Source organism: Ligilactobacillus sp. UO.C109 (assembly GCF_026847815.1).
In the GTDB taxonomy this organism is placed as follows: Bacteria; Bacillota; Bacilli; order Lactobacillales; family Lactobacillaceae; genus Ligilactobacillus; species Ligilactobacillus salivarius.
In genome coordinates this window covers 153456-170130 of the sequence record NZ_JAPSFH010000027.1, presented here as the reverse complement: position 1 = coordinate 170130, position 16675 = coordinate 153456, and the positions used below count along the sequence as shown (strand labels likewise).

Annotated in this window: 15 protein-coding genes and 1 tRNA gene; 5 read left to right on the top strand and 11 right to left on the bottom strand. The window is 33.6% G+C overall.

The features are described from left to right. Positions 1-5: 5 nt before the first annotated feature. Together OZJ21_RS05050 and rnz are read right to left on the bottom strand one after the other, a co-directional pair. Positions 6-815 carry an SDR family NAD(P)-dependent oxidoreductase gene (locus tag OZJ21_RS05050; protein WP_003706482.1) on the bottom strand — a complete coding sequence of 270 codons (810 nt, stop codon included), beginning with the start codon at positions 813-815 and terminating at the stop codon, positions 6-8. Continuing rightward, complete coding sequence (gene rnz, locus OZJ21_RS05045; protein ID WP_099459727.1) at positions 812-1765, bottom strand: ribonuclease Z; 954 nt, start codon at positions 1763-1765, stop codon at positions 812-814. Before rnz ends, OZJ21_RS05050 begins: the two co-directional genes overlap by 4 nt. A 145-nt stretch (positions 1766-1910) precedes the next feature. Between rnz and OZJ21_RS05040 the strand changes: the two genes are divergently transcribed. Continuing rightward, positions 1911-2243, top strand: a complete 333-nt coding sequence (locus OZJ21_RS05040; RefSeq protein ID WP_134354817.1) for a hypothetical protein — start codon at positions 1911-1913, stop codon at positions 2241-2243. Between the two features lie 75 nt (positions 2244-2318). After that, complete coding sequence (locus tag OZJ21_RS05035) at positions 2319-2576, top strand: hypothetical protein (RefSeq protein ID WP_003707483.1); 258 nt, start codon at positions 2319-2321, stop codon at positions 2574-2576. Between the two features lie 110 nt (positions 2577-2686). Here the strand turns inward: OZJ21_RS05035 and OZJ21_RS05030 are convergent, their stop codons facing one another. The 3 genes from OZJ21_RS05030 to uvrC form a co-directional block, all read right to left on the bottom strand. Further along, positions 2687-4540 carry an acyltransferase family protein gene (locus OZJ21_RS05030; RefSeq protein ID WP_187397839.1) on the bottom strand — a complete coding sequence of 618 codons (1854 nt, stop codon included), beginning with the start codon at positions 4538-4540 and terminating at the stop codon, positions 2687-2689. A gap of 30 nt (positions 4541-4570) precedes the next feature. Continuing rightward, the gene (gene obgE / locus OZJ21_RS05025) at positions 4571-5869 is read right to left on the bottom strand and encodes a GTPase ObgE (RefSeq protein ID WP_034982600.1); all 1299 of its coding nucleotides are present in this window, start codon (positions 5867-5869) and stop codon (positions 4571-4573) included. Positions 5870-5986: 117 nt separating this feature from the next. Next, positions 5987-7765: an excinuclease ABC subunit UvrC gene (gene uvrC, locus OZJ21_RS05020; protein ID WP_081538089.1), complete on the bottom strand. Its 1779-nt coding sequence runs from the start codon at positions 7763-7765 to the stop codon at positions 5987-5989. Positions 7766-7902: 137 nt separating this feature from the next. On the opposite strand from uvrC, the gene OZJ21_RS05015 reads away from it, so the two are divergent. Continuing rightward, the gene (locus tag OZJ21_RS05015) at positions 7903-8859 is read left to right on the top strand and encodes a D-2-hydroxyacid dehydrogenase (RefSeq protein WP_223688579.1); all 957 of its coding nucleotides are present in this window, start codon (positions 7903-7905) and stop codon (positions 8857-8859) included. Positions 8860-8939: 80 nt separating this feature from the next. Further along, positions 8940-9077 (top strand): SPJ_0845 family protein, encoded by a 138-nt coding sequence (locus OZJ21_RS05010; protein WP_003700519.1) that lies wholly within the window; start codon positions 8940-8942, stop codon positions 9075-9077. 113 nt (positions 9078-9190) lie between these two features. On the opposite strand, the gene OZJ21_RS05005 is transcribed toward OZJ21_RS05010, so the two are convergent. The 3 genes from OZJ21_RS05005 to OZJ21_RS04995 form a co-directional block, all read right to left on the bottom strand. After that, a tRNA-Glu gene (locus tag OZJ21_RS05005) sits at positions 9191-9263 on the bottom strand. Between the two features lie 74 nt (positions 9264-9337). Further along, on the bottom strand, positions 9338-9856 hold the full coding sequence (locus OZJ21_RS05000) for a metallophosphoesterase (RefSeq protein WP_268857521.1): 519 nt from the start codon (positions 9854-9856) through the stop codon (positions 9338-9340). After that, positions 9856-10455, bottom strand: coding sequence for an XTP/dITP diphosphatase (locus OZJ21_RS04995; protein WP_081509580.1), 600 nt, complete (start codon positions 10453-10455; stop codon positions 9856-9858). The genes OZJ21_RS05000 and OZJ21_RS04995 overlap by 1 nt, the downstream gene beginning before the upstream one ends. Positions 10456-10643: 188 nt before the next feature. On the opposite strand from OZJ21_RS04995, the gene OZJ21_RS04990 reads away from it, so the two are divergent. Then, positions 10644-11141 (top strand): YslB family protein, encoded by a 498-nt coding sequence (locus OZJ21_RS04990; RefSeq protein ID WP_003703936.1) that lies wholly within the window; start codon positions 10644-10646, stop codon positions 11139-11141. 191 nt (positions 11142-11332) lie between these two features. Here the strand turns inward: OZJ21_RS04990 and OZJ21_RS04985 are convergent, their stop codons facing one another. The 3 genes from OZJ21_RS04985 to trxA form a co-directional block, all read right to left on the bottom strand. Further along, a complete protein-coding gene (locus OZJ21_RS04985) occupies positions 11333-11512 on the bottom strand; it encodes a hypothetical protein (RefSeq protein WP_268857520.1) in 180 nt (59 codons plus the stop codon). Positions 11513-12182: 670 nt separating this feature from the next. Beyond that, the gene (locus OZJ21_RS04980) at positions 12183-15890 is read right to left on the bottom strand and encodes an Mbeg1-like protein (RefSeq protein ID WP_268857519.1); all 3708 of its coding nucleotides are present in this window, start codon (positions 15888-15890) and stop codon (positions 12183-12185) included. Between the two features lie 433 nt (positions 15891-16323). Further along, positions 16324-16635, bottom strand: a complete 312-nt coding sequence (gene trxA, locus OZJ21_RS04975) for a thioredoxin (RefSeq protein ID WP_003706622.1) — start codon at positions 16633-16635, stop codon at positions 16324-16326. Between the last annotated feature and the right edge of the window lie 40 nt (positions 16636-16675).

The following is a 16675-nucleotide window of genomic DNA, read 5'->3' as shown; positions in this document are numbered from 1 at the left end:
TTTCCTCATTTCTTGTTAAAAATACCACCTGTTAAATAATCAGCCATATGTGGGAAGACTTCATATAAGTGATGAGCAACTTCCATGTAATATGGTAAATTCACTTCACGTCGACTAGTTCCAATCTTTGAAACAATTTTATAAGCTACTTCCTCTGGGTCTAAAACTATATTTCCTAGAGAATTTAGGTAATTATGTGTTTTATCTGCTTTATCAAAGAATTCTGTTCTGATAGGTCCAGGATTTACGGTCATTACTGAAATTCCCAATGGTTTCAATTCCAAACGTAGAGCATTAGAAAAGCCTAGCACTGCAAATTTAGTTGCAGAATAGACAGTTGATTTAGGTGTAGCTATTTTGCCAGCCATAGAAGCAATATTAATTATTGCACCTACTTGTCTTTCAGCCATTTTTGTAGCTACATATTTAGTAGCATACATTAATCCTAAAACATTTACTCTGAACATCGCTTCTGCTCTATCCATATCAAAATCAAGGAAGTCTTCCATTAGTCCAAAGCCAGCATTATTAATTAAAACTGAGACAGGTCCCACTTCTTCCTCTACCTCATTAACAACTTTTTCTACTTCTTCTGGCTTGGAAATATCTAGTTGGTATGCATATGCTAATCTCTTAGACAAATTTTGACAATTTTCTACAACTACATCTAACTTTTCTTTACGACGTGCACAAGCTACAACTATTGCACCCTTTTTAGCTACTTGATAAGCTATTTGTTCACCTAAACCACCTGATGCTCCAGTTATCAACACAACTTTATTAGTTAAGTCTTTTAAACTTTTATAATTTTTCATTGCTCATCGTCCTTTCTTTCAGGAAAAGGAATATTAAAGGTATCAAAATCTTTAACAACCTTAGTATTTGGAAATACTTTCTTAGCTTCTTTTTCTAAAACTTTCACCATCTTACCTACATAACGAGCTGAAATATGAGTTAACAGTAATTGTTTTACACCTACTTCTTTAGCTAAAGTAGCTGCTTGAACACAAGTTGAGTGATGATAATTACGTGCTAATTTCCCTTCACCCTTACCAAAAGTACTTTCATGAACTAACACGTCAGCATCTTTAGCAAGTAATTTCAAGTTAGGTGTTTGTCTAGTATCACCTAAAACCGTTACAATTCGACCTTTCTTAGCTTTACCTATAAAGTCTTTCCCATCTATAGTTCTACCATCTTCAAGTGTTACTACTTCTCCAGCTTTAAGACGACCATAGATTGGTCCAGATGGAATTCTAGCTTCTCTAAGTTTTTCAACTTGTAATTCACCTGGATAATCCTTTTCTTCAATTCTGTAGCCCCAACATTCAATACGATGATCTAATTTATAAGCGTAAACTTTAAATCTATTATTTTCTAAAAGTAAACCTTCTTCTTCAAGTTCTACAAAATTTAATTCATACGATAATTTTGTTTGACTAACCTTTAAACTAATATTAACAAAATCAGAAATTCCTTTAGGTCCATAAATTGTTAATGGTCCCATTTTTTCGCCGCCTTGAAATGAACGACTACTCAAAAAGCCAGGTAATCCAAAAATATGATCACCATGCATATGAGTTATAAATATTTTATCAATCTTACGTGGACGAATTGTTGTATTTAAAATTTGGTGTTGTGTTCCTTCGCCTACATCAAACAACCAAATCTTTTTGATTTCATCCAATAATTTTAATGCAACTGCGGATACATTCCTACTCTTAGAAGGTGATCCAGCACCTGTTCCTAAAAATTCTAATTCCATTTATCTTTCATCCTCACCATTAACTAATTAGACAGTATCTTCTTAATTCTATCATTAATGAGTATCAATTTAAAGTTTCTCAAAATTTTTCAAAATATCTTATAATAGATAATATACTTTACTTTCAAACTAGAGGAGAATTAATATGCGTATAATAGATTTCATTACTGCTACCGATTTCTTAAATCCTAAATTAGTTATTACTCAAGAATTTGATCATAAAAATATTATCTCTGGAAAAGTCACTGTAAAAGATGCTAATACAATCCTTATTTCTCCTTCTCCAGAATTAGTTACCCTCTCTGAATTATTAAGCATTCTAAAAAAATATCCAAAAAAGGCTGAATTAAGGGTTAGAGATGTTGAGAAAGAAAATTATACTCTCCCACTTATGTCATTTAAAATTTCCCAATCTGAATTAGAATTGGCATATAAACCTTTATATCTGCTGCAAAAAAATAATAAAGAAACTCAGTAATATTTTTATATTGTAGAGGATAAATAATTCATGTTATACTTATTTTGTACAATTTATTAAAGGTTGGTGAATACTATGATGTTATTTGGACACATTCTATTCGGTACAATGGCCCTTATCGGTGCATTTCTTTTAGAAATTGGTTTCCGTAAAGATTTCCAGGAATTAAATCTAGTTCAACGTTTAGGAATTATTTTTACAATTGTTGGTATGTTTGCAACTGTTGCTATGGGTATTTACCTAGCAGGTAACGTATTATCAGCTGCATTTGTTGCAGTTATTGGAATCCTATTAGTAGGATTTCTTGTTGTACCAAGTAAGGCTAAAAACTAAAAATTTATTTTTTGACAATCCTTGCCTTCTATAAGGATTGTTTTTTTATTTCAATAAAAATACCCTATAACTGTCAGATTTTATCTAACAATTATAGAGTATGTAAGATTTTATTTAACTATTTTTTTAGCAACAAAACTACCATAATATTCCAAGCCATGTGGATTAGGATGAACGTTATCATTGTAGAACCAATCAGCGTGATTTTGGCTATAGCTAAACCAATCAATTATATGTAAATTCTTATACTTTTTGCTAGCTGATGCCAAATCTTGATTCACTTGATCTTGCCAACGTCTTGTTGGTACATGAACATTAATCCAATATACTTGGCGATCTTTACCAGCAGCATTCATAATATCTTGAATTTCATGTCCCATAAAAGCACCATTTGTGCCCTCACTTATCAACACTGTTTGTTCCAATTTTCCAGTTTGCGCTAATTGTTGTACTATCTTTGCTGCTTCAGCTGACTGCCTACCAACTTTAGCATCGATATACATGTTAGGGAAAATTTCTTGTAATGAACTAGCTCCATCAGCTAATACAGAATCTCCTACTGCTGTAATCTTCATATTTCTTGCTTTATCAGCTTGAGCAGCGGTTAACTGATACTTCTTCACTTCAGAACTAGAAGATGAGGAAACTTGTTCAGTTGATTGCTTTTTGCCACTCTTTAATTCAGAATTTCTCTTTTTAACTTTGGCATTGTTTTCTTTAATTTGTTTTGCCAAAGCATTATCCTGTGGTTTCTTAGTTGGCTGTTGCACTAAACCAGCACCAGCAATCAAAAATACAATTGCTCCCACAGCTACACCAATTTTGGAATTTAAATGTGATTTATCTCGTTTAAAGACTTGTTTAACTTTGATTAGAGTTTGACTGTAATCAAAGTTTTTCAAAGGTATCTCAATATATCTATAAGATAATTCACTTATAGCAAGTATTATTGCTATTTCTATTAATCCATACAACCAAGGATGTGCAGCAATATTCTTAACTTTTGACTCAAAGAAAACCATCACTGGATACTGATAAATATAAATTCCATAGCTACGCCTACCTATCCATGTAAAAACTGGATTAGTAAACCAGGTATTCATATTGGCTCCCGGATGTGCTACTGTTGCGACAAGTATTGCAGAGATTATTGAAAATAAGTACATCCCACCATGATATACAAAAGCTCTTTCACCATTCATTTTAAAGAATGATAATATTACTAATAAAGCACACACAATACCTGTTATGTTAAGAAGTCGTCGACTCTCATCAGGAAGTTTTTGACTTAACTTACTACTTGGCCAAACAATTGCTAAAGCTGCACCTATTAATATCGAAAATACACGTGTATCTGTTCCGTAGTAAACACGTGAAGGATCACTACCTACCTTAAATAAAAGCATCATTTCTAAAGCTGATAGTAAACTCAATCCTATTAACAGAAAGAATCTAACACTTTTCTTAGGTAAGTATTTACACATTAATATAATCAATAAAGGCCAAAACAAATAGAATTGTCCTTCAATAGATAACGACCATAAATGTGTAAAAGGAGACTGAATCGCAAATTTATCAAAATATGATTGACCTGTATGAATTTGATACCAATTATATATTGAGGTCAAATTTGTCAGAAAAACCATTCGAATATGAGCCAATAACTCTTTTTGAAACAAAGTTATATACGCTATCGTTCCAACTAACATTGTTATCAATCCTGGATACAACCTTTTCATACGCCTAATATAAAAAGCTTTGACATCAATTTTTCGATTTTGTTCCCATTCTTGTAACAACAAATCAGTTATTAAATATCCAGAAATAACGAAGAATATAGAAACTCCCATCAAGCCGCCTTGCATTGCGTAAGGAAACAAATGATAGAAAATAACTGCAATAACTGCCAGCGTTCGAATACCGTCAAATCCCGTAATGTATCGGCTTCTTTTTAATCTTCTCATTTTTCCATTACCCCTACTTAAGCATGATTATTATTCTACAAATTCAAAAGTAAAGTCTTCGATTCTTACCAAATCTCCACCTTTAGCACCACGTTCGCGTAGGGCATCATCTACACCCATTCCACGCAATTGACGAGCAAATCTCATTAAACTTTCATCATGGTTAAAGTTAGTCATCTTAAATAGACGTTCCAATTTTTCACCTGAAAGTACCCAAGTTGCGTCAGAATCACGTGTAATCTTGAATGCTGGTTCATCTTCTTTAAAGGTGTAAACCTTGCTTGCTTGTTCTTTTTCTGCCAATGTTTCAAACTTAGGAGTAGATTCTAGTACATCAGCTGTTCTATGTGTTAACTCTTTCAACCCTTGATGAGTTAGGGAAGATATTTCCATAACTTCTGGTACTTGTTTTAAAGTCTTATCCTTAGCTAACTTGACTTTGAATTCTGCCAAATTCTTAGCACTGTCTGGCATATCCATCTTACTTGCTACTACGATTTGTGGTCTATCAAGTAAAGTTGGATCATATACCTTCAATTCTTCATTAATTTTGACAAAATCATCATATGGATCTCTACCTTCTACACCCGACATATCAATCAAATGCAAAATAACACGAGTTCTTTCAACATGACGTAAGAACTGAATACCTAAACCTACACCTTGAGAAGCACCTTCAATTAATCCAGGTAAGTCAGCCATAACATAATCTCTACCATCATCTAGACGAACCATACCCAAATTAGGAACCAAAGTTGTAAAGTGATATTCAGCAATTTTTGGCTTAGCACTTGTTACAACTGAAAGTAAAGTAGATTTACCAACAGAAGGGAAACCTACTAAACCAACATCGGCTAACACTTTAAGTTCTAGTTTTAATTTTCTTTCTTCGCCAGGTTCACCATTTTCAGCAATTTCTGGAGCTGGATTTTTAGGACTAGCAAACTTAATATTACCACGACCACCACGGCCACCTTTAGCTACAACTAATTCATCGTCTGCTTCAACTAAATCACCTAACAATTCTCCAGTTTCAGCATCTGTAACTGTTGTACCTTGAGGAACACTAATATAGGTATCGTCTGCACCACGACCATACATTCCCTTGATCATGCCATTTTGACCAGGTTTTGCTTTAAAAATACGGTGATATCTAAAATCCATTAATGTACGTAAACCTTGGTCTACTTTTAAAATAATGCTTCCGCCTTTACCACCGTCACCACCAGCAGGTCCACCATTAGGAACATACTTTTCACGGCGGAAAGCAACCATACCGTCGCCACCTTTTCCGGCTTTTACTTCAATTTTTATTTGATCTACAAACATTTATTTAATCGCCTTTCCTTATATATCTAACTATATTGCATATTTATTATTCTATTTCATCAATAAGTTAATCAATCTTAAATATACCAATTATCTTCTCTTAGGTCAAAGCATTTTCTAACTTTGGTTTTTCAAGCTTAACTTAATTGTCTGAGCCACTTTTTTAGAAATACCTAAGCTTTCCAAATCCTCTACTGAAGCTGCAGAAATATTCTTCAGAGAACCATAATTTCTTAATAACTTAATTCTCGTTTTAGGACCTACTCCTTGAATTCTTTCTAAGCGTGAAGCTAATGAATTTTTTGATCGAACTTGGCGATGGAAAGTAATCGCAAATCTATGAACTTCATCCTGAATTCTTTGTAGTAGATAAAAGCCTTCACTTTTAGGATCTAAACCAATCTTTTCATCATTTTCCATCATTAAATCAGCAGTTTTATGGCGATCATTTTTTACCATTCCTGCTACAGGAATATCAATACCTAATTGATTATGTAACACATCAACCGCGGCATTAATTTGAATACTTGCACCGTCCATTAATATTAAATCAGGTAAATTAGCTTTTTCTTTCAAAAGTCTACTATATCTACGATAAATAACTTCTCTTGTACTAGCAGCTTCATCAGCATGGTCAACATTTTTTAACTTATATTTTCGATATTCTGTTTTTTCTGGTTTCCCATCAATGAAACAAACCATCGCGGATACTAAATCTTCTCCTTGTAAATGAGAATGATCAAATGCTTCAATTCTATGACCATTAGGCAATCCTAACGCATCTGTTATTTCATTCATAGCCCCAGTTGTCTTTCTTTCATCCAATTCAAGTAAACGGAATTTTTCTTCCAACACTAACTTAGCATTTTTCTGTGCCATTTCTAGTAAATCACGCTTTTGTCCTCGTTGTGGTGTTTTAACTGGAATACCTAAAATTTCACTTAATGTTTCTTTATCCATCCCTGAAGGAACTAAAATTTCTTTAGGTAAAATACGGTTTTTTTGATTATAAAACTGTAAAATAAAAGATTCTAGCTCAGCTTCAGGCGTGTCTATACATGGAAATAGTCGTTTTTCACGTTTCATCAAACGTGCTTGTCTAATAGAGAAAATTTGTAAAGATAACCAACCTTTATTCATGTAAAAAGCAAATAAATCACGCGGTGTATTATCATTACTAATGATTTTTTGTTTTTCAACTGTCATTTCAACATAGTGAATTTGATCTCTTATTTCAGCTGCCCTTTCAAACTCTAAATTCTCGGATGCAGTTTCCATTTTTTGTTCAAGTTCTTTTTTTATTTTACTTACATTTCCATTTAAAAACGACTTTATCTTTTTGATTTGCTTTTCATACTCGGATTGTGGAACTTCTTTAAAACAAGCACCCAAGCATTGTCCCATATGATAGTACAAACATGGTCGTTTTTGATATCCATTACAACGTCTTAAAGGATACACCTTTTGTAATAACTGTAGTGTTTCTGTTGCAGCATAGACATTGGGATAAGGGCCAAAATAATAGCCACCATCTTTTTTTACTTGACTGACAATTTTTAATTGTGGGTCCTTTTCATGAGTTATCTTAATATACGGATACCCAGTTCCCCTTTTTAGCTTAATGTTATAGTAAGGCTTATGTTTTTGAATTAAAGTAATTTCTAACAAAAATGCTTCCTTATCAGTTGAAGTGATAATTGTTTCAAAATCCCTTATTTCAGACACTAATTTAGCTGTTTTTCCTTCATGACTACTTTTAAAATATGAACGTACGCGATTTTTTAAATTTTTGGCTTTACCTACATAAATAATTCTACTATTAATATCTTTCATCATGTAACAGCCAGGCAAATCTGGTAATAGTTTTAATTTGTTTTCAATATGTTGTGTCGCCATAGTTACGTCCTTTCTCTAATATTCTAGTCTTAATTATACTATTTATATCTAGCAAAACCAATTGTCATACTCACATCTTGAATCACATTTTGAAAGCGTTTATAATTAAAGCAAATATTTATTGAGGTGATTATATTATGGATATTGTACTTTTAGACGGTTACTCTCTAAACGCTGATTTAACTTGGAGCAAACTATCCAACTTAGGCAATTGCACTTTTTACGATCAAACACCTGTGGATGACACTGAAGAGATTATTAAACGTATTGATAATGCTGAAATTGTAATTACACATAAGACACCATTAAGAAATGAAGTTTTAAAACAAGTTCCTAACTTAAAATATATTGGTATTATGGGAACTGGCTATGATGTCGTAGATATTGAGAGCGCTCATCAACATGATATAATTGTAACCAATGTTCCTACATACGGTACTGATGCAGTTGCTCAATTCACATTTTCTCTTCTACTAGAAGTAACTGGTCAAGTTGGCTTACATAATCAACTAATTCATGAAGGAAAATGGTCAAAAGTTCCTGATTTTACATTTTGGGACAAACCTCTCTATGAATTAAAGGGTAAGACATTAGGATTAATTGGTTACGGTCGTATCGCACAAAAAGTAGCTGAATTAGGTCATGCTTTCTCAATGAATATCATCTTTTATAATCATCGTCCTAAAGAGGTTAATGTTCCCTGGATTAAGCAAGTTTCTTTAGACGAACTTCTAAGACAATCAGATGTTATTAGTTTACACGTTATTCAAACACCTGACACAATTAATCTAATTAATAAAGAGACAATCTCTAAAATGAAAAAGAATGTCATTATTTTAAACACAGCTAGAGGAAAACTAATCAATGAAACTGATATAGCTGAGGCATTAAATAATGATCGCATCTATGCTTTAGCAACTGATGTAGTCTCCAAAGAACCAATTTCAGAAGATAATCCTCTTTTAACTGCAAAAAATTGCTACATCACTCCACATATCGCATGGGCTCCTTTGGAAACTAGAGAGAGATTACTTGAAATTACAGTTAATAACTTGAAAAGCTATTTGACAGGTACTCCTACTAACATAATTTAAGCTCTAACTTGACAGTCGTTTAAAATTTTGATAACTTTCTAGGCAATAGATGTTAGCAATTTTTTGAGGAAGTGAATATTATGGGATTAAAGGTCAATCAACAACACAATTTAGAACAATTATTTGATAAATTTGCAACTATTGATCCTAAAAATCGAAAAGAAACTAAAACTGTTGAAAAAGAATCTAATAAAAAGAACCCAACAGAGCAAAAATAATCGTTAAATATTTTAAAATCAGCAATTTTTGGATTGCTGATTTTTTATTATTTACAATAAAAAATGAGAACAACCTATTATTCAAGTTGTTCTCATTTTACATACGAATACTATCACCCGTACGGGGATCGAACCCGTAACTCCGCCTTGAGAGGGCGACGTCTTAACCAATTTGACCAACGGGCAATTAACTTACTCGTATAATATTACTCCTGAAAATAATCAAAATCAAGTCTTTTTTAGCATGATTTTTCGACAAATTACTTTTGATATTCAAATTGCAACTCTGAAACAGGAGCTAATCCTTCTCTAGTATAATAAGTAACCTTAACCTTACTTTCATTTACAGATACAATAGCGTAAGTTCCACCTAGTTTTTGATATTCTCCACGTGGGAACCACACACTCCCTGGATTCAAAAAGAGCGTACCATCAACATATTCAACTGCTAAGCGATGTGTATGACCATAAAAAACAAATTTAGCATTTTCTTGTTTAGCTAATAGTGCTAGTCTGTCTAATCCATAGTTAACTCCATACAGATGACCATGAGTTACTAAAATATTACCCTCTTCAGTTGCAACAACTTCTTTTTCTGGGTAGTCATAGTAATCACAATTCCCCTCAACAATTGTATAATCTGATACCCATTTTGAATTAGGGTCTAACTCACTATCGCCACAATGAATGAAGTAATCAACCTCATTACTATACTTATCTCTTAAGTCTGCCAATATATTCTTTTTAGAATGGCTATCACTAACTACTAAAATTTTCATTATTCTTCCCACCATTCATCAAATTTTGTTAGCAAATCTTTAATAGCATTTGCACGATGACTAACAGCATTCTTTTCATCTGCAGTTGTTTCACCAAAAGTTTTATCCAAAGGTGGGTAGAAGAATAATGGATCATAACCAAAACCACCCTTACCTCTTTCTTCTTCAACAATGTAGCCTTCTACATTTCCTTCAGCAATCAATGGATCTTTTACTGGACTAGTAATTACTAACGAACAATGAAAATGAGCTGTCCTCTTTTCAAAAGGTACACCTTCTAAATTATGTAGTAATTTCTTTTTATTTGCTTCATCATCATGATCACCAGCATATCTTGCAGAATAAATACCAGGTTCTCCATTTAAATAATCAACTACAATCCCTGAATCATCAGCTAAGACTGGAATTTTATACAAATCTGTTAATGTTTGGGCTTTAATCAATGCATTCTCCGTAAAAGTCTTACCATTTTCATCAATTTCGGGTGTATTTTCCATATCTAGTAAAGTTTTTACTTCTATTCCCTTTTCACTAAATAATTTCTTGAACTCCCTTGCTTTTCCCACATTTTTTGTTGCTATCAATATATGTTTAACCATTTTACCACCATCTATCTCTAGTTCTTATCTATCTTTTATTATGCAAAACTCACACAAAAAATCAACTATCTTATTTAGACAGATACTTAATTTTCTAAAAAAGATTAAAAAGTTAAGTATAATTTAAGCTATTCAAATAAAAAGTGTGTATAATAAAATTATCAATTGTTAAAGGGGCTAGGAAGAAAGTGGATGTCAAATTTTATTCAACAGCTGTGGAGCATAATAATTTAGGGACCACTCTTGGTAGTTCTATCTTGAGGGATGCTCTTCTACCTGATCTAGTTGGAACAGATAACACTATTCTTTACTGGGCAGGCAAACGTTTAGCTCGAAATTTTCCACTAGCTAAAGATGAAGATTTACCTGTATTTTTCGAGAAAGCTAATTGGGGGTATTTAAAAAGGGTAAAATCTAAGATGAATCGTCAAGTTTTCGAACTTTCAGGTCCAATAGTCGAAATCAGAAAAAAGATTAATTCTAAATGTGAATTCCTTTTGGAAGCAGGGTTCATCGCAGAAACTATCCAAAATCAAAGCGGATTTACTTCAGAAGCTGTTATCGATACTGAAACATCTCGTGGAAATTCCGTTTTTATAACTGTTCAAGTTGATCAACGTGATCCTGTTGACTTAAATACTATTCCCGATAAGGATTTACTCAATCCATCTAGGGAGGAACTATAAAAAAGAACCTAAAGTCGTAGGCACTATTCAATGCCAAACTTTAGGTTCTCTTTTTTATTGATTAGGTAATATGATGTTTCTTTTAATAAAATTAATACACTATCAAGTATCTAAATTACAAATTTTTGCTAATTATTCTACTAACTCTTTTTTATAAACTTGAGTAATTCGCACAGGGGCATACGGTTTTCTTAACATCTTTTTTCTTCTTCAGTATTATAATCTTCATCAAGAAAATCAAATAAATCAAGTTCTTCGCTATCTTTATGGGTCAAAACACCTTGAGTTTCTTCTCTACCATCTAAAATATCTTGAAAAGTATATTCAAGTCTTTGAACCTTTTGATGTTTAATATTACCAACTATTGGCAATAACTGCCATTCACTAAAAACAATTGGGGTTCCATCCCCATCAATTTTAGTTAAAGCATTACCTTGAACAATATTAACTTGAATGATAACCTTAGCACTTTCGAGAACTTCCTTATTTGAACTTCCACCAAGCTACTTGATTCCACTTTGATAATCAAACGAGAACTGAGAAAACATATTCATAACAAGCATTTTCACATTATCTTCCATTAGTTCAATTCCATAGAGTGTAGATAAAGCTACTAAACTTCTATCATCAAATTCATCGGCAGACCTACTTTGACTTAATGCTACTTTTATTTTTCGTCGTAGAAATTCAACTAAAAAATGCAACTTCATCAGCAAATATTTCAATAAATATAGCTATTAATTTTTGCTTAACTCTTGGTAAATCTAACATTTTATTAACTGTTGCTTGTGGTGCAAAACTTCGCCTAACTTAGTAATTCTTTCTTTAGATTTAGTTAAATTTATATCTTCCATTAATTCTTAGTCCTCTTTATTAAGATAACAAATAGCCTAATTCCAGCAAAACATCAGAATTAGACTATTTAAAATATTAATATTTATTTAACGGTAGAACATTTCATTCAAAATTATATCATTTTTGGGAACTAAACATCTTTTTTCTTCGGACTCTTTCAAGTCACAACTTTTACATAAATATGTTTCACTTATCTTCTCTCTTTTTTCTTAACTCTCCTCCTACAATCATTCCAGCCATTCCTAATAATATAGCTCCAGACACCGTAAGATTATTTACTTTATTTCCAGTTTGTGGCAATTTTTCATCTATATCTTTTTGTGTTTTATTCTGCTTAAATGATCGTACACTTCCTTGAATTAATACTGTATTTTTCAAAATATTATCTGATTTACTAGTGTTTCTCATCAAATTATCAAATATAGATTTCACTTCAGATTTCTTACTTAGTTCTACTGGTGTTTCTGGCTCTTTACCCGGTTCGCTTGGATCCACTGGGGTTTCTGGTTCTTTTCCTGGCTCACTTGAATCTACTGGAGTTTCCGGTTCTTTGCCCGGTTCACTTGGATCCACTGGGGTTTCTGGCTCTTTGCCTGATTCACTTGGATCCACTGGGGTTTCTGGCTCTTTTCCTGGCTCACTTGGGCCCACTGGAGTTTCCAGTTCTTTGCCTGGCTCACTTGGATCCACTGGGGTTTCTGGTTCTTTTCCTGGCTCACTTGGATTCACTGGAGTTTCCGGCTCTTTACCCGGTTTGCTTGGATCCACTGGGGTTTCTGGTTCTTTTCCTGGCTCACTTGGATCTACTGGTGTTTCTGGCTCTTTACCTGGTTCACTTGGATCTATTGGTGTTTCGGGCTCTTTACCTGGTTCACTTGGATTCACTGGAGTTTCCGGTTCTTTTCCCGGTTCACTTGGTTCCACTGGAATTTCCGGCTCTTTGCCTGGCTCACTTGGTTTCACTGAGGTTTCCGGTTCTTTGCCTGATTCACTTGGTTCCACTGGGATTTCTGGCTCTTTACCTGGTTCACTTGGATCTATTGGTGTTTCGGGCTCTTTACCCGGTTCGCTTAGATCCACTGGGGTTTCTGGTTCTTTTCCTGGCTCACTTGGATCTACTGGAGTTTCCGGTTCTTTGCCTGGCTCACTTGGGGCCACTGGGGTTTCCGGTTCTTTGCCTGGTTCGCTTGGATCCACTGGGATTTCTGGTTCTTTACCTGGTTCACTTGGATCCACTGGGATTTCTGGCTCTTTGCCTGGTTCGCTTGGATCCACTGGAGTTTCCGGTTCTTTGCCTGGTTCACTTGGATCCACTGGGGTTTCTGGCTCTTTGCCTGATTCACTTGGATCCACTGGTATTTCCGGTTCTTTGCCTGGCTCACTTGGATCTACTGGTGTTTCCGGTTCTTTGCCTGGTTCACTTGGACCTACTGGTGTTTCTGGTTCTTTGCCCGGTTCGCTTGGATCCACTGGTGTTTCCGGTTCTTTGCCCGGTTCACTTGGGGCCACTGGGTTTTCCGGCTCTTTGCCTGGTTCACTTGGGGCCACTGGGGTTTCCGGCTCTTTGCCTGGTTCACTTGGGGCCACTGGGGTTTCCGGTTCTTTTCCTGGTTCACTTGGATCTACTGGTGTTTCGGGCTCTTTACCTGGTTTACTTGGATCTACTGGTGTTTCGGGCTCTTTACCTGGTTTACTTGGATCCACTGGTGTTTCGGGTTCTTTACCTGGTTCACTTGGATCCACTGGTGTTTCCGGCTCTTTACCTGGTTCACTTGGATCCACTGGTGTTTCCGGCTCTTTGCCTGGCTCACTTGGGTCCACTGGAGTTTCCGGTTCTTTTCCTGGTTCACTTGGATCCACTGGGGTTTCTGGCTCTTTGCCTGGCTCACTTGGGGCCACTGGTGTTTCCGGTTCTTTGCCTGGCTCACTTGGGCCCACTGGAGTTTCTTCCTTACCATTTAAAGCTAATTGAGTTTGCTTTAATTTAGATATTATTGAATCTATCTCAATTTTCGTTACATTTTTATCATCTAATACTGCTCTAGCTGTTTCTAATAAATCGTCATAAGCTTGTCGTTTATCTTCATCAGCCTTTACATAAATAACTGACTTTTTCACCGTAACTGATTCGGCTATCAAACTTTCCAACTCATTTTTAGACGTTTTCAAATTCAAATCCGCTTGCTCTTGAGCACTTTTTAAAACTTCTGCAAGGTCTCTTATATTAGTTACTTCATTAATTTGCTTATTGAAATTATCTTTTTGATCAACTGTTAGTTCTAACATCTGATCAATTCTATCTTTAATTTTATCTTTAGCAACATTTAAAGTCTTTGCTTGTTGAAATTCAACCGGAACATCAATAATAACAGACTTACTCCCATCTGGAAAATCAACTTTAACTTGAACAATAATACTTTCAACATTATCAGCTACAGATTGAGGATAATTTAAATATTCATATTTTAATTCTACTGGCTGGAAAGTAGGTATTTGTTTTTTGTAATATTCATATTGAGGGTCGAATTCTACACTAATTTTTTCATTAATAAGATACGTATTTAAATCTGAAAACGTAGGTACTACTACATTGCCTGTATTTTTTACCTTATAGAATGCATTTAAAGTAGGTTTACTGTTGCTATCCATATAATTAGTACCAATGGCCTTTTCTAATTGATCTCCAAAGCCATCATGATCAGCATCTTCACTGACATATGGTGTGTCCATTCTATAACCCACAGTAAACCAATTTTTTATCTCACTACTATATTTTTTACCAAAAAAGTTTCCACTTGAATGCGTTCCTGTACCATTAACTGCATAAGCCCACTGTGTATTTGGATAATAATACAAACTACCAACTGTATCTTTATGAATTGCATATGACTGCATCTTATGTCCCAAAATTGTTACTCGTGAATCTGCATCATTAGTATAAAACTCCTTAGATAAAATTTTACTGTTTTCAGCAGCTAACCTATGTTCTAATTTTCCAGATATCCATGACCAACTATCTTTAATACCAGGTGCATTAAAGACAGCTCCTCTAACAAAACGTGGATCGTACATTAATTTAGTAGCAGCAAAATATTCTGCAAGATAGCCCCCTAAAGAATGCCCAGTTAAATATATTTCTTTATAAGGCTGTAAATCTTTCAGAACTTGATCCAGATTTTTTACTTGACCAGGTTGAGCACCATTAAAGATGTCAATGTCATCATCTGCATCAGCATTATCATTTGTTCCTCTAAATGCAACAACAACTTGATTATCTTTAGTGGAAAAAAATGTTGCTGAAAAACCATCGGGATTATTTATCTGTCTGTCCATTCTCCAGTCATCAAGAATCTCTCTTACGTCTGCAACATTAAATGTTTTTTCCTGATTAAATTTATCAATAGTATCATTATTACCTGTAAATATCTGGTCTAATTCTTGAGGACTTCGATATGATAGTTCAGTAAAAAAGCGCAAATCTCTATCTGATACATCCCATTTTTCTGGATTTTTATCATATTGATCAATGATTCCGTCATGATCTGTATCAGTAATTTTATAGATAGCATCATTATTAGCACTCGTATTTGTTGGATAAGGTGTCTGTATCTGTTCTGTTTCAGTATTATTACTAATCACCTCATCAGATGTACTCTCATTAGTAGTTGTGTTTGTTGCTTTATTAATATCAGTATTTTCTGATTCAGTTTGTTTAATTTCTGTAGTATTATTTTGCGATGTCAATGTTGTTGTTGGTGTTGTTGGTGTTACTTCATTGGCTTGAATTGGTGGTGTCATCATCAAACTTCCACCTAGTAAAGATACACCGATAATATAAGAAGCCGCCCTCACTCCTGACTTCTTCCTAATACTATATTTAACTTTCTTTTCCATTTAACCTTTCCTTATTAGAGAATCTCTCTAGTCCTTTCTGTAATTATTCTGTAAAACTTAAATTTCTAACAACCTAATTATCCACTATAAGATTACACTAATTCCAATAATTTCACAAGTTAAATTAGTTAAAAAATAAATAATTTTATTTATATATAAATAAATTATTTTTTATAATGTACCTTTAATCATTTAGATGAATTCCATTTATTAATATTATTTCTGTTAATCATCTAAGTATATAATTAAATTATATCTAATATATATATTAAGATTATTTTTATAAAAATAACTTTCCTTGAATAAGTAGCACTAGGAAAATTCAAAATAAAAAATCGTTAAAGATTAGGTTACTCTAAATGCTAATCTTTAACGATTCTCAACTATAATTTTATTAAAAAGCCAAGCTTTCTCATAATTCTCTTATAAATTATTAAATATATTCTTCCAATTTCTTTTGTAATTGTTCTTTTGTATGATAACCAACAATTGTATCTACAACTTGTCCATCTTTTTTTATGAGCATTGTTGGAATACTCATAATTCCAAACTTAGCTGCTGTTTCTTGATTTGCATCAACGTCTACTTTAGAGAAAAATACTTTATCTCCCATTTCTTCAGCTAATTGTTCAATAACAGGAGATTGCATACGACAAGGACCACACCATGTTGCCCAAAAGTCTGTAAATGTTACTCCATTATTTGTTTTTTCATCAAATGTTTGATCTGTTAATTCTGTAACCATTCAAATCACCTTCTACTTTCTTTTCGTAAGTAAATAATAT

What these genes read in the sequence shown, in the direction of transcription:
- OZJ21_RS04995 (WP_081509580.1), bottom strand. Translation starts at nt 10,455, where the DNA reads ATGGTTAAACATATATTGATAGCAACAAAAAATGTGGGAAAAGCAAGG.
- OZJ21_RS05000 (WP_268857521.1), bottom strand. Translation starts at nt 9,856, where the DNA reads ATGAAAATTTTAGTAGTTAGTGATAGCCATTCTAAAAAGAATATATTG.
- OZJ21_RS05050 (WP_003706482.1), bottom strand. Translation starts at nt 815, where the DNA reads ATGAAAAATTATAAAAGTTTAAAAGACTTAACTAATAAAGTTGTGTTG.
- OZJ21_RS05030 (WP_187397839.1), bottom strand. Translation starts at nt 4,540, where the DNA reads ATGAGAAGATTAAAAAGAAGCCGATACATTACGGGATTTGACGGTATT.
- rnz (WP_099459727.1), bottom strand. Translation starts at nt 1,765, where the DNA reads ATGGAATTAGAATTTTTAGGAACAGGTGCTGGATCACCTTCTAAGAGT.
- OZJ21_RS05040 (WP_134354817.1), top strand. Translation starts at nt 1,911, where the DNA reads ATGCGTATAATAGATTTCATTACTGCTACCGATTTCTTAAATCCTAAA.
- OZJ21_RS05015 (WP_223688579.1), top strand. Translation starts at nt 7,903, where the DNA reads ATGGATATTGTACTTTTAGACGGTTACTCTCTAAACGCTGATTTAACT.
- OZJ21_RS04980 (WP_268857519.1), bottom strand. Translation starts at nt 15,890, where the DNA reads ATGGAAAAGAAAGTTAAATATAGTATTAGGAAGAAGTCAGGAGTGAGG.
- trxA (WP_003706622.1), bottom strand. Translation starts at nt 16,635, where the DNA reads ATGGTTACAGAATTAACAGATCAAACATTTGATGAAAAAACAAATAAT.
- obgE (WP_034982600.1), bottom strand. Translation starts at nt 5,869, where the DNA reads ATGTTTGTAGATCAAATAAAAATTGAAGTAAAAGCCGGAAAAGGTGGC.
- uvrC (WP_081538089.1), bottom strand. Translation starts at nt 7,765, where the DNA reads ATGGCGACACAACATATTGAAAACAAATTAAAACTATTACCAGATTTG.
- OZJ21_RS05010 (WP_003700519.1), top strand. Translation starts at nt 8,940, where the DNA reads ATGGGATTAAAGGTCAATCAACAACACAATTTAGAACAATTATTTGAT.
- OZJ21_RS05035 (WP_003707483.1), top strand. Translation starts at nt 2,319, where the DNA reads ATGATGTTATTTGGACACATTCTATTCGGTACAATGGCCCTTATCGGT.